Source organism: Collinsella sp. i05-0019-G5 (genome assembly GCF_042851345.1).
GTDB lineage: Bacteria > Actinomycetota > Coriobacteriia > Coriobacteriales > Coriobacteriaceae > Collinsella.
The window spans coordinates 643,551-656,782 of record NZ_AP031421.1; the positions used below are offsets into that span (position 1 = coordinate 643,551).

Annotated in this window: 8 protein-coding genes; 4 read left to right on the forward strand and 4 right to left on the reverse strand. The window is 58.2% G+C overall.

Annotated features, from left to right (window positions below):
* Window positions 1–109: 109 nt before the first annotated feature.
* The 4 genes from ACGHIZ_RS02890 to ACGHIZ_RS02905 all read right to left on the reverse strand — a co-directional run bounded on the left by ACGHIZ_RS02890 (window position 110) and on the right by ACGHIZ_RS02905 (window position 7,530).
* A complete protein-coding gene (locus tag ACGHIZ_RS02890) occupies window positions 110–4,477 on the reverse strand; it encodes a hypothetical protein (RefSeq protein ID WP_390449020.1) in 4,368 nt (1,455 codons plus the stop codon).
* A 157-nt stretch (window positions 4,478–4,634) separates the two neighbouring features.
* Complete coding sequence (locus tag ACGHIZ_RS02895) at window positions 4,635–5,609, reverse strand: helix-turn-helix transcriptional regulator (protein WP_390449023.1); 975 nt, start codon at window positions 5,607–5,609, stop codon at window positions 4,635–4,637.
* Between the two features lie 98 nt (window positions 5,610–5,707).
* Window positions 5,708–6,859 carry an ATP-binding protein gene (locus tag ACGHIZ_RS02900; protein WP_390449026.1) on the reverse strand — a complete coding sequence of 384 codons (1,152 nt, stop codon included), beginning with the start codon at window positions 6,857–6,859 and terminating at the stop codon, window positions 5,708–5,710.
* The gene (locus ACGHIZ_RS02905) at window positions 6,856–7,530 is read right to left on the reverse strand and encodes a response regulator transcription factor (RefSeq protein ID WP_349089276.1); all 675 of its coding nucleotides are present in this window, start codon (window positions 7,528–7,530) and stop codon (window positions 6,856–6,858) included. Before ACGHIZ_RS02905 ends, ACGHIZ_RS02900 begins: the two co-directional genes overlap by 4 nt.
* Before the next feature lie 111 nt (window positions 7,531–7,641).
* Between ACGHIZ_RS02905 and ACGHIZ_RS02910 the strand changes: the two genes are divergently transcribed.
* The 4 genes from ACGHIZ_RS02910 (at window position 7,642) to ACGHIZ_RS02925 (ending at window position 13,171) form a co-directional block, all read left to right on the forward strand.
* Complete coding sequence (locus ACGHIZ_RS02910; RefSeq protein WP_035586275.1) at window positions 7,642–7,767, forward strand: CD1871A family CXXC motif-containing protein; 126 nt, start codon at window positions 7,642–7,644, stop codon at window positions 7,765–7,767.
* On the forward strand, window positions 7,760–8,662 hold the full coding sequence (locus ACGHIZ_RS02915) for a 4Fe-4S binding protein (RefSeq protein ID WP_390449029.1): 903 nt from the start codon (window positions 7,760–7,762) through the stop codon (window positions 8,660–8,662). Before ACGHIZ_RS02910 ends, ACGHIZ_RS02915 begins: the two co-directional genes overlap by 8 nt.
* Window positions 8,663–8,691: 29 nt before the next feature.
* A complete protein-coding gene (locus ACGHIZ_RS02920; protein WP_390449032.1) occupies window positions 8,692–9,663 on the forward strand; it encodes a TlpA family protein disulfide reductase in 972 nt (323 codons plus the stop codon).
* 253 nt (window positions 9,664–9,916) lie between these two features.
* Window positions 9,917–13,171, forward strand: a complete 3,255-nt coding sequence (locus tag ACGHIZ_RS02925; RefSeq protein WP_390449035.1) for an ATP-binding cassette domain-containing protein — start codon at window positions 9,917–9,919, stop codon at window positions 13,169–13,171.
* The last annotated feature ends 61 nt before the right edge of the window (window positions 13,172–13,232 follow it).

Sequence of the window (13,232 nt, forward strand, 5' to 3'; positions counted from 1 at the left end):
GTTGCGATTCCCATGTCAGGCGACTCAGGGCTGGCTCCGAGTTATCGGGGCCAGCCCCTTTTGGTGTTCGATGAGCCGAGTCGGCGTCTCTCACAAAAGTAACTAGGAGCTAGCGAGGCTTATCAGAATTGACCTCATCGGCGGTGTCTTTTTCGAGCGCCGTGCGGCGGGCGCTGTAGGCGATGAGGCCGGCGCCTGCCGCGGCGAGTGCTGCAGCGGCTGCCGTAAGGGGAGCATTGACATCGCCCGTGCCAGCGAGCGCGCCCGCTTTTCCGGAGCGCTTGTTAGTGCCGTGGTCCTTGCCACTGCTGGAGCTGCTTCCGCCGGAGCCGCCGCCCTTGTCAGTACCGCCGCCACTCGTGCCGCCATCGCCGTCGACCGTCATCGGGGCGTCGTGAAGTTCCGTCGTATCCGCGTTGTCGCATACGCCGACCTGAACTTCTGAGCGTTCGCATGCCGCGTCGGGCACATGAAGCTCGTGCAGCACGGCACCCAGCGCCGAGTTTGCGCCCGGTCGAATTTCCTCGAGCGTTACGGGATCGAGCGCCACCAGCTTACGCGCCTTCGCATATAGCGTTACGCGTTTGCCCACCTCGTCGCTCCAACTCTCGGGGATGGCGAAGCTCATGCGGAACTGTGCCGTGCAACCCGGTGCCAGCACGGCGTTGCCACTGTCGGCTACCAGCGGGTGCGTTGCAAAATGTGCGCCCAGCGTCTCGAGCGTGTACTTCACGTGTGTCATGTCGTTGGCCGAAGCGTCCTCGGCAAGCTCTGGATCGTAGATCGATGCCATGCGTGCGTTCACTCCGAACCCGATGGATGCGCTGGAGAACGGCTGACTGGAGCCCTCTCGGTACAGATCGATCGTGCCGGCGGTCAGCAAGGTGTTGCCGTCGTTTCGCACCGTGACCATGAAGGATTCGCCTGCTGCTCCGGGCACCACCGCGCCCGAGGTGGCGACCGCGCCCGTCGGAGTGGCACATGCCACCAAGGGCACTTCGATGCCGTGCAGCTCCGCCTTGCTCTGCTCCGCGCTCACAATGTGCGTGGCGAGCGCGGAGAGCATGCCTCCCGACGTCAAAAATGTCGTTATCTGATCGACGGGATGGTCCAGCTCGCACATCACAAACGGCTCCGTGAACAGATCGCCCGCCAAGGTACTGGCGAAGATGCGGAAGTGCTTGCCCATCACTGCTACCGGGTTGCCTTCTTCGTCGTAGGTTTGTCCCACCTTGCCATCGGTGTTCTCTACATAGAGCACGCACCTGCCGTTGTTGCTTACGCTAAACGATGCCGGGCCACAGCCTGCGGCACCCACGGGCTGCGTTGCAAATGCCGATGCGCCTCGCGTCCAAGTAATATGCTGCAGTTGCTCGTTGACGGTTGCCAAAAAGCCCGAATGTTGTGGCCACGGCACCGCGTGGGGTACTGTGGCATCTGGCGACATAACGCCCCAGCCCGCAATGGACTGGCCGATCACGGCGTACGATGCGCAGCCACAACCGCCTGCAGTCTCGTATGCAACGGGTACCACCATTTTGCCGTTGATATTCTCGGGCGCGCCTAGCTCGATGCTCGACGGTGCCTGCGGAAAGCGGAGGACCTGACGGAACGTGAGACTGTCGCCCAAATCATCCGACCACAGGGCAAAGCATTCCAGCGCAACCTCGGCCTCGCTGCCGAGCGCCTTTTCTGCGGTGGTTCCGTGGCGGCGGAGGTAGGCGCCCGACAGACGTCCGTCGACAAGCGTCTTGCCCACCGTGATGCGTGGGCACTGCAGGCAATGGTAGCCATCCTCCTGAAGGCGGCCGCGCGAGATGCTGCGCCACGACGTGTGCGACATCACGCGAACTCCGTCGTTGCTTATGCGCAGGCGCACAACGGACAGTATGCCGGCTGTGCTTGCCGTATCGAAAAGGGTGTTGTCGCCGTCGGGGCGCTCGCCCGAGACCAGCAGCACGTAAGCGTCCTGGTTTTCTCTTCCGTCCGTATATTCCACTACGTCGAAGTCGTAATCGAATATGCCGTCGCGCTCCACGTCGCCCTCGCCAAAGCCAAGGGGGAAGTCCACGGGCATGGGGGCAGACCACGTGCCGTTTGCCTTTGTGTGCACCACCAGGCGCGAGCGGCCATTGTCGCCGTAGCGCACCGAGGCGATACGGAACAGGCATTCTACGCCGGCGATCATTGCCAGCTTCATGTGAGCTTCGCTGAGCACGCCGGAAAACAGCACGTTGTCGCTCGAGGGCTTGATGCCGCCACGCTCGTCCTCCGATACACCAGCAGAATTGGCGTTGGGGTCCGCAACAGCGTTCGTCGCCTGCCCGATATAGGTGTACTCGTACATCGGCGCGGCGTTTTCGTCGTTCCCTATCAGTGCATGGACGAAATGCTCGATCTGTCCCGTGTCGTCGCTTTCTGCATCCGCCTCAAGCTCAATGCACGTGACCGCTTGATCCCAATCGCGCACGACAGGCGCGGCGTTTACGGCAGTGGCCTTAACCTCGGCGCGTGCGAGCAGCTCGGCGTTGCTGACGATGGTGGCCGATGCGATAAATTGCGGCACGCCGCCCGCCTCGATGTTGCCGGGCATGCCGAAGCGGGCATCCAGCGTGTAAGGCGTATCTCCACCCAATGCGAGCTCAGAGCGCTGGAGCACATACTGGTTGCCACTGTTCACCGACATATTCCACGAATCGAGGAGTGTGGGCCACGACCCCGACCAAGCCTTGGTGGTCCACTTGAACATTACAAACTGGAGTATCACATCGACATCGACGTCTGCACCTACGCGCAGTCGCGGAAGCTGGTGTCCATCTGCCTTCTCATACCCAATGAACAGCGTGAGGGATGCGGCGCCGCGCACGGCAGACGAAGCGACGCCTGCAACGCCGGCGCCAAAGGTGACGGCAAGCCCGATCTGGATGGTGAACGAGCCCGACGTGTTTGAATAGTCGAGCGAAATGTTTTTAAAAAACGCCGCGCCGCTGCCGTGCGTGTGGGCACCCACGGCGAGCGCCAGCTTCGCCAGCACCCAGGGGTTGACGTTTAGGAAAAACGGCACCGGTCCTAGGGTAAACTGCTCGGTCCAATTGAGGTCGGTTCTTACCTGGAAGAGGGCCTTAATATTGCCGTATGCGGGATCGTTGTTGTTGCCCCAGGTTTTGCCCACCCAGTCGTAGGCGAGCGATCCGTACAGCTGCGTGGCGATATCCACCGTAAACAGCAGCGTGCAGTGGTGACGAAGCAGCTTGGTGTTTCTTGGATCGGTGCCCGAACCGGCACTCATACTCTTATATTGATTCCACTTCCCCTCCATCTCGTCGAGGTAGCGGTTTGCCTGCTTGGCGCCCGACTCGCGCGGCGATTTCTTCCAGTATTCCGGATCAGGGTTGCCCGAATCGTTCATATAGCTGGCTGGTTTGTATCCTCCGCCAAACAGCACGTATCCAGCAAACGAGAAATCGAACAGAATGGGAAATGTGGGCATCCAACACGTGAACTTATTGCCGCCGATACCGGGAAACGCTGCGGGGAAATCAAACGGAGTGATCTCTTGGTCCATGGTGGTGGGAATGATGGTGGTCGAGCCCGATTCCGCCTTTGCGGCCGGCGCGGTGACAACGGCCATGGGGGAGGAGAGCGTGTAGGTTTTGCCCTGATAGTCGAGCGCAAAGCGCAACTTGCAACCTTCCTCCAGAAGGCTTGACGCTGCATCGAGGAACTTGTCTTCGAGTGTGAACGTTGCCAGATTATCCGCGCCCGATGCGCTGGCCTTGACTTGGCCGATCTGCGTGACGGTTTCGGATGAGCTGCCCGCGGCGGGCGTCACTTTGTTGATGCGCAGCGTTGCCTGTCCACCCTGTGGCAGATGCGCCTGCACGGTAAAGGCGTGCGTGTCGGGTTGGTCGTTTCCGGCGTCGTCCTTCGGCAGTGCCATGAATGTAGCGTCGGCGTACTGGATGTCCCATTCGTCGAATGTGAGCTGGCGAAAGTACGGCTCGCCATCGGAGAGCGGACGCGTGGGCGCGGTTATGGCGGTGCCGCCCTGGATACGCGCAAGGGGAATCTCGACATCACGGTAGCCCGCCATGCTAATGGAGATGCCGCCGTTAAAGTCGTACGCGTCAAGGAGCGTCGCCTCGTCCACGTAGCCTTCCGAAAGCGGCGCGACCTCAAAGATGGCCGTGCCCTCGTCGTCGGTAGTGGCGGAGAGCTGCTTGCCCGCGGCATAACGCGACGCGAGCGTGACCTGGGCTCCCTTGATGGGCGTATTCTTGTTGGCGACGTCGACCACGACCACACCAAACATGGTGCGCGAGAGAACGAGCACCCTGAAGGGGTCTTCTTCGTCGGCATAGGCTTCGGTGGGCGCGAACGGCAATATGAAGGCGCTTGCGCTTCCCGGCACGCGCGGCAACATAATGCTCGTCAGCGAGGATGCTCCGGCAACAAGTAACGAACGGCGATCAAGCATCTTTGGCTCCCATCCCGCAGGTATCGGTGGAAATAATCCAATTTTGCGAGAAGGTGCCCCGTGGCGGTAGTGCCGTTCGATGGCCAAAGTGTCCAATTTAAGCGCGCGAAAGCGTCAAGCCTCCGGAGTGCTTTCGATACGCCGGGCAGCCCGGTCGCTAACGCAACATATGCGCGACCAGCTCGGCGCGTGTGCCGATGCCAAGCTTTGCGTATACGCCGGATAGGCGGTTTTTGACGGTGCCCGGCGATACTCCCATATGGCGTGCGATTTCGGCGTTGGTCCACCCACGACAGGCGAGCATGGCCATGGTGAATTCCGTGGTCGTTAGATCGTCGGCCACGTCCTCGCCCGAATCGGGGTTGTGGATGCGCCGCCAGCCGTAGCTGAATCGATACGTAATCTCGATGATGCGTGCGAAATCGTCAGGGTATTGCGATTTTAGGCATGCCTCGATGAGCCCCTGCAAAAGGCCGTGGTGCTCGCCAATGAGCTCGATAAGGCCGTCGGGGCGCGCAATGTTCCAAGCAGCTCCGAAGTGCGTTTTTGCGGCGTCGACGTCTTTGAGACTCATGAGGGCCATAGAAGCCGACAAGTGCAGGAACAGCTCCGAGATGGGATAACTTCCCTGTTTCATAATCAGGGCGTTTTCCGCCATGCCCAGACTGCGGCCATATTCGCCGCGCAGGTACAGGGCATGCGCCATCACGTAGCTGGCGAACAGGCGCAGGCCTTCGGGCAGATGCGCCGCAAGCGGATAAAACTCTTCGGCAGAATACGGGGAAGACAAGTGCAGCAGGACGCTTGCGGCCGAGGCGAACAGGATATGCGTGGCGTGGATAGCGGATGATTCCTCGTCGGCCGGCGTATCGAGGATGCCAGCAAGGCACCGGCGGGCGTCGGCGATACGGTTGAGCGACAGACTGGCGTATCCGCAGATAAAGCATGCGGAATAGCGCAGTGCGGGATTGGTGGCGTCAAGATGGGGGCGCGCCGTCTTGGCAGCGAGGGCGGCCTGTCCGCGAAAGTACAGCGCTTCTGCCGTGGCAATGGCGCGCGAATTGGGGTCGGAAATGCCTGCAACCGCAGCGTCAATCTGCCCCGGCACAAAGGCGGTGCACATCAACGGCATGGGAACGCATGGGTAGCCATCGCAGTCCATCTTCCATCTCCCAACAGCTGGCAACAATAGCAGCAATTGTACTCCTGTTGCTCGGGACCCCTTTCGTTTTACTGTTCGGTTAACGCTGCAGATCGTTTTGGAAGGCTTACGAGCATGGTGGTCCCGTTCTCGGAACTTTCTTCGACCTCTACCGTGCCACCGTGAAGCGCTGCAATCTCCCAAACGAGCGCTAGTCCGAGTCCTGCGCCGCCATATGCCCTGCTGCGGGATTTGTCTAGACGAAAGAACGGCTGGAAGATGCTCTCTCGGTATTGCTTGGGTATTCCCGGGCCCTCATCTTTGACTCGTAGGAGCACGTGGCTGTCGCTGTCGCTGATGGAGACGTTGACAGTCGAGCCGGAGCGGCTGTAACGGATGGCGTTTTCGACCAGATTAAACACCAGTCGATAGAGGAGCGTATCACTTCCGATTACTAAAGCGTCTCCAGCACAATTGAGGGCTATGCCCTTATTCTCGGCAAGTGGCGCAAGGTCGGTGAGGACCTCTTCGGACAAGGGACCGAGTTCAACATCGTCCTCGCAAGGAACGCTGCGGAGCTCGCTCATCTCGAGCAATACCTTGGTCATTCGAGACATGCGCTCGGTTTGTTCTTGTAGCAGGCCGAGCAGCTCGGCTGTTTCGGGTTGCAAACCGGAGTGCTCGGAGATGAAAAGTTCAATCTGTGCTTGCATAAGGGCGAGCGGGGTGCGCAGTTCGTGTGCGGCGTTGCCGGTAAACTGACGTTGTGCAGAGAACCCTTCGCCAAGACGGGTGATCATGTCGTTGAAAGAGGCGCTGCATCGTTGTAGCTCGGTGGGCACATCTTCATTGAGTCTGATTTCGCTTAGGTTGTCAGGCTGCACACGCTCAACCTGGGCTGCAAAAGCCCGTAGCGGTTTGAGCGCACGGCCGCTCACAAAGTATGCCAGCACGCCGCCAAGGAGTGTGACTCCAGCCGTGATGCACCAGGTTGTCGTGCCAAAAGACTCCTGTGCGTCGTTTACGACGATCGTGACCTTGTCATCGGGGGTCGCTTTCGTTGGGTCGAACGCCTGGGACGAATCTTCGCCGGTTGCGTTAAAGGCCGAGATGTTGCTGCCGATGGCATCCATGTAGCGCATGCCCGTATAGCCGACCAGGCAGTTCGTCAGCACGCATGCCGCACACGTCAGCAGTGCCGTCATAATCGTTATGCGCCATTGCAGCGAAAGCCTTTTCATTCGCTATCCTCCATAACGTAGCCCTCTCCAATCCGATTGCGAATCGGGTCGTATCCCAAAGCGCTGCGCAACTTTTTTCGGAGCGACGAGATGTGAACGCGGGTTGCGTTGCTAAAGCTGTTCACGCTGCTATCCCAAACGTGCTCTATAAGCTCCTCTTGGCTTACCGGTCGCCCCTGATTAAGCATCAGGTATTCCAAGATTCCCGTTTCCTTGCGCGTAAGAGATAAAGCCTCGCTGTCCACGGAAGCGATGCGCGCCTTGGTGTCAAAGCGGAGCTTTCCGCAGGTTAAAACTATGTCGCTTTGTGTAAAGCGTCTGAGGGTAAGGCTGCGAATCCTTGCCGCAAGCTCGTCCAGATGAAACGGCTTGGTGAGGTAATCGTTGGCGCCGGCATCGAGTCCGGCGACTTTATCGGATACTCCGCCACGTGCGGACAGAATCAGTACCTTGGTCTCGCAGTCGGTTTTCCTAAGTTCCCTGAGCACAGTCATGCCGTCGATACGGGGAAGGTTGAGGTCGAGTACCACGAGGTCGAAGGCCTCAACGTCCAGTAGGTCGAGCGCCTCCTGTCCGTCGTGACAGCAGTCGACGCTGTATGCCAGGTTTCGCAAGCTGCGCGCGATTGCGTCACACAGCGCCCGCTCGTCCTCGACGATCAAAATACGCATAACGGTCTCCTTGCACATTTCAAATCGCACTTAACACGGATTTTATAGTCGATATGGTCCAATGGTCGCGTAACGAAAGGAGTGGTCGAGTTGTTCAAAGCGGTAAAACCCATGGTACAGGTCGCTTTGTTGATCGTCGGAATTGCCATGGTGTGCTTTGGTGTTATGCGCGGCGAGGCGGATGCCGTGCTGGCCAAAGCGATTAGGCTGTGCTTGGAGTGTATCGGAATTGGATAAAAGAAAAAACACTGCGTCGCATGTTTTGGCCCGATTTCGCGGATTCATTCAGGCGGCGGCGACGCTGGTCACCAATATTCACCTGCCAAACTTTGCCAAAGGAAGCATCTATCAGGGCGCGGGAAAAACAGTCTGCGTACCTGGACTTAATTGCTATTCGTGCCCCGCGGCATCGGGTGCGTGCCCCATCGGGTCGTTCCAGTCGGTGGTAGGTTCATCCAAGTTCAACTTTTCTTACTATGTTACCGGTACGCTCATTTTGCTCGGCGTGCTGCTGGGACGCTTTGTATGCGGCTTTCTGTGCCCGTTTGGCTGGCTTCAGGAACTGCTTCACAAGATTCCCGGCAAAAAGTTCTCCACGAAAAAGCTTAAGCCGCTCACGTACGTCAAGTACGTCGTGCTGCTGTTTGCCGTGGTGCTGCTGCCCGTCTTGGTGGTTAACGACGTGGGCATGGGCGACCCGTTCTTTTGTAAGTACATCTGTCCGCAGGGCGTGCTCGAGGGCGCCATTCCGCTGGCCATTGCTAATGCCGGCATTCGATCTGCGCTGGGGCAGCTCTTTACTTGGAAACTTGCCGTTCTCATTGCCGTGGTAGTGCTGAGCGTTTTGTTCTACCGCCCCTTCTGCAAATGGATTTGCCCGCTCGGCGCATTCTATGCGCTCATGAATAGGGTGTCCCTACTGGGGATTCGGGTTGACGCGTGCAAATGCGTCTCGTGCGGCAAGTGCTCAAAGGTTTGTCAGATGGACGTTGATGTGGTCCGCGCGCCCAATCATGCCGAATGCATCCGGTGTGGAAAGTGCATTGGGGCCTGCCCTGTCGATGCCATCAGCTATCGCTATGGCCTGGATGTGTCGGCGGAAAAGCTTCCCTTGACCGCCGATAAAAAGTAAACAAGCTTCGACAAAACGGAGGAATGACCATGAAGCTTTCTAAGATTGCGGCCCTGTTTATGGTGCCAGTATTGGCCTTGTGCCTTGTGGCGTGTTCGGCGCCCAGTGGCAATGCGAGCGAATCTGCGAGCTCCGATCCTAAGATCGCAGAACTCACTGCGCAGAAGCCGACCAATGCCGATGAGGCCGCCGAGCTGTATACAAAACTCATGCAGAAGGAGAACGATATCTTTTCGAGTGATAACGCGCTGTGGGAAAAGGTATTCAATGCGGCAAATAAAGACTCGGCAATGGTTGAGAACGGCAGCAATTACGGCGATTTCCTGCTCAAGACCATCGACGGCGCCAAGGATGAGTTCACGGCGGATGAGCTCAAGACGCTCAAGGCCGGTGCGCAGCAGATCAAGGAGATCGAGGACAAGCTCGAGAGCTTGGAGAAGGAGTTCCCCGGCTGTGGAAGCACGCCGAGCTCAGGCGAGAGCGTCGACGCTTCGACCGCTGGCATGACGGCTGGTGCCAATGCTTCGAGCGAGGCGACGAAGTTCCCCAGCTTTACGGGCAAGGACCTGGATGGCAACGACGTGAACAGCGACGAGCTGTTCTCTAAGAACAAGGTCACCGTCATGAACTTCTGGTTCACCACTTGCAAGCCGTGCGTGGGTGAGTTGGGCGACCTTGAGGACCTGAATAAGGAGCTTGCCAAGAAGGGCGGCCAGGTCGTGGGCGTCAATTCCTTTACGCTCGATGGCAACAAGGGCGAGATTGCAGATGCCAAGGACGTACTGAGCAAGAAGGGCGTGACATATAAGAATATCTGGTTCAAGTCGGATAGCGAGGCCGGTAAGTTTACGTCAAATTTGTTCTCGTTCCCGACAACGTATGTCATCGATCAGAATGGCAACATCGTAGGGGAGCCCATCGTGGGCGCCATCAGCTCCGCTGAGCAGCGCGCAGCGCTCGACAAGCTTATCGACCAGGCGATTGCGAATAGCGAGCAGTAGAAAACGCGTAAAGCATGGCGATGATCGTGCACCGCTGTGCGAAGTAGTCCGCTACCTTTCAAGATAAGCTCCACCACATAGAGGTCCCGCTCGGGACCTCTTCTTTTGGGCGCCGTCCCGTTCGTTTTTTGGCGCGGTTTGTTACATTCCTCACTGGCGTCGGCAAAAAATGGGGATAGAGTAGGACAAACGCGTCGAATACGAACGGCGGAGGAGAGCGGGCAGGGTGCCTGCGCAGGAGAGGTTGCCGTCCATGCTGGAGCTCAAAGGTATTTGCAAAAGGTACGTTACGCAGTCGTTTACGCAGGTAGCGCTCGACAGCGTAAGCCTGTCTTTTCGCGATAACGAGTTTGTAGCCATCCTGGGTCCTTCGGGCTCGGGTAAAACTACGATGCTCAACGTCATTGGTGGACTCGACCATTTCGATTCCGGCGACCTGCTGATCGATGGCATCTCGACCAAGGACTTCAGCGACCGCGATTGGGATGCCTACAGAAACAATCGCATTGGCTTTGTGTTTCAGAGCTACAACCTCATTCCGCATCAGAGCATTTTGGAAAACGTGGAATTGGCGCTTACACTCACGGGCGTGGGACATGCCGAGCGCCGCCAGCGTGCGCGTAAGGCGCTCGAGGCGGTTGGTCTGGGCGAGCACGTTGACAAACGCCCGAACCAGCTTTCGGGCGGGCAGATGCAGCGCGTGGCCATTGCCCGCGCCTTGATCAACGATCCCGAGATTGTGCTGGCTGACGAGCCGACCGGCGCCTTGGACTCAACGACATCCGTGCAGGTTATGGATTTGCTCAAGGACGTTGCGCGCGATCGTCTGGTCATCATGGTCACGCACAATCCCGAGCTGGCGTACCAGTACGCCACGCGCATCGTCAGCCTGGCGGACGGCAAGGTCACCGACGATTCAGATCCCTTTGATGCTACCGAGGCCGCGCGTCGCGAGGCCAAGCCCACGCGCAAAACCTCGATGAGCTTTGTGACGGCGCTGGGGCTTTCTGCCCGAAACCTCATGACCAAGAAGGGCCGTACGGCCATGACTGCCTTCGCAGGTTCGATTGGCATTATTGGTATCGCAGCGATTCTGGCGCTCTCCAACGGCGTAAACGGCTACATCAAAAAGGTCGAGGAGGACACGCTCTCAAGCTACCCGCTTACGATTTCCAAACAAGATTACGACCTGTCGTCCATGATGGGCGGACAGGGGGCTACCGATGAGGAGGTATCCAAGGGCGAGGCCTCGTCCGATGACGCTACCGGTGGCAAGGCTAAGGGAACGGATAAGATTCCCGTGGTCACGGCCGTAAAGGATATGTTCGCAAGCGTTAAATCTAACGATATGACGAGCTTTAAGGCATGGCTTGACGGTGGCGGCGACGGTATCGACAAAGAGGTCAACGCTATCCAGTACGGCTACGGCGTGACGCCGGTTGTCTATCGTTTGAGCAAGGGCGACGAGAGGCCCGTTCGGCTTGTTCCCAACGCTATGACCGAGGCCATGAGCGGAGGCGCAAGCTCGGCGGCAACGGTGAGCATGGAATCCATGGGAACCTCGGTCTTTAACGAGATGATTGACGACCAGAGCCTGCTCGACAGCCAGTACGATGTCGTCGCCGGTCATTGGCCCACGTCTGCCGACGAAGCCGTAATGGTGCTTTCGAGCCGCGGCACGGTGGGCGACTACACGCTCTACAGCATCGGTGCGCTGGATATCGATGAGCTCAACGATCTGGTAAACAGCGCTATGACGGCTGACGGTGGGGTCGAAACGCCCGAGACCGGCACCGACTTTACCTACGACGATGCGCTGTCTACCACGTTTAAGGTGCTGTCGCCGGCTGATGCGTATCGCAAAAACGAAGAGACTGGCATGTGGACTGACATGTCTGACGATGCCGACTTTATGACGGCCAAGGTTGCCGACGGTATTGACGTGCGCATTGTGGGCGTGGTGCGACCTAACGAGACGGCCAACGCGAGCGCATTGACCCCGGGCATTGCCTATACGCATGCGCTGACTCGCCAGCTTATGGAGCGCGCCGCCGATTCGCAGATTGTGCAAGAACAGCTTGCCCATCCCGAGACGGATGTCTTTACGGGCAAGTCTTTCGATGAACTGCAGGGCGAGGCCAAACAAGGAGTTGATCTAGGCAGCATGTTCAGTGTGGACGAGGCAGCGCTGAAGAGCGCGTTCTCGTTCGATGCATCTGCGCTCTCGGGTGTTGCCGGCGGTATGGACCTTTCTGGTATCGACTTATCCGGGCTGGACATTGACCTTTCGGGCGTTGGGAAGGATATTGACTTCAGTGACATCATGGCCAAAGCGCCAACCCCAGATTTCTCGGGTATCTTTGACGGTCTGGAACTCACGCCCGAGCAAATGCAGCAGGTGGGAACACTAGCCAACCAGCTGTTTGAGGGCTTTTTGCAGTCTGATCAGTTTAAGGCGCTGTCGCCCGATGATCTTAAGGACGCGTCAAAGCTCTCTGCCGCATTCTCGACGTATCTTGAGAATGATGCCACGGCCCAGCAAATCCTTGCCCAGCTCAAGGCGCTCGGCGGCGATGCCCTGGCCGAGCGCCTGCAGCAGGTGATGACCGACTATGTGCAAAAGCAGCTGGCTCCGTATCTGCAGCGGGCTATGGATCAGATGATGAAGACAATTAGCGAGCAGATAGCGTCGACGGTATCGTCCCAGCTCAAGGCGGGCGCAGCGGGGCTCATGGGCCAGATGGCGACGCAGATGTCATCGGGTTTTGCCAACCTGGCGAGCGCTATGCGCGTGGATGCGAGCGCCTTTGCCAATGCCATTCACTTCAACATGGACGCCGAGGATCTGAGCTCGCTCATGATGAGCTATGCGAAGGCGTCGAAGCTCACCTACGACAACAATCTGACCACGTTGGGCTATGCGGACGAGGCAGACCCCATCTCGGTCAAGATTTTCCCGCGTGACTTTGAGGCCAAGGAGCGCGTGCTCGATCACATCGACGCGTACAACAAGCAGGTCAAAGCCTCTGGCCACGATGAACAGGCAATCTCGTACACCGACTACATGGGCATCATCATGGGTTCGGTGACCGACATCGTGAACACCATCAGCTTGGTGCTCATCGCATTCGTGAGTATCAGCCTGGTGGTGAGCTCCATCATGATCGGCATCATCACCTACATCAGCGTGCTGGAACGCAAAAAGGAGATTGGCATCCTGCGTGCGATCGGCGCGTCGAAGCGTAACGTGGCCAACGTATTCAATGCCGAGACCTTTATCGAGGGCCTCATTGCCGGCGTCTTTGCTGTTGTCGTCGTGGTGGCCGTGAGCTTTCCGGTTAATGCCTGGGCGCTTACTGCCAAACAGGTACCCAATCTGATGAGCCTGCCCGTGCAGGATGCGCTGGTGCTCATTGCAATTTCGGTGCTGCTGACGGTTGTCGCTGGCCTGCTGCCGGCCCGTAGCGCATCCAAAAAGGATCCCGTGGAAGCCCTGCGCTCCGAATAATGCGACAAAAGGGTTGTTCCTTCGTCACATTGAGACCATTGCGAAATCGGGGTCTAATACT

What these genes read in the sequence shown, in the direction of transcription:
- ACGHIZ_RS02900 (WP_390449026.1), bottom strand. Translation starts at nt 6,859, where the DNA reads ATGAAAAGGCTTTCGCTGCAATGGCGCATAACGATTATGACGGCACTG.
- ACGHIZ_RS02925 (WP_390449035.1), top strand. Translation starts at nt 9,917, where the DNA reads ATGCTGGAGCTCAAAGGTATTTGCAAAAGGTACGTTACGCAGTCGTTT.
- ACGHIZ_RS02910 (WP_035586275.1), top strand. Translation starts at nt 7,642, where the DNA reads ATGGTACAGGTCGCTTTGTTGATCGTCGGAATTGCCATGGTGTGCTTT.
- ACGHIZ_RS02920 (WP_390449032.1), top strand. Translation starts at nt 8,692, where the DNA reads ATGAAGCTTTCTAAGATTGCGGCCCTGTTTATGGTGCCAGTATTGGCC.
- ACGHIZ_RS02890 (WP_390449020.1), bottom strand. Translation starts at nt 4,477, where the DNA reads ATGCTTGATCGCCGTTCGTTACTTGTTGCCGGAGCATCCTCGCTGACG.
- ACGHIZ_RS02905 (WP_349089276.1), bottom strand. Translation starts at nt 7,530, where the DNA reads ATGCGTATTTTGATCGTCGAGGACGAGCGGGCGCTGTGTGACGCAATC.
- ACGHIZ_RS02895 (WP_390449023.1), bottom strand. Translation starts at nt 5,609, where the DNA reads ATGCCGTTGATGTGCACCGCCTTTGTGCCGGGGCAGATTGACGCTGCG.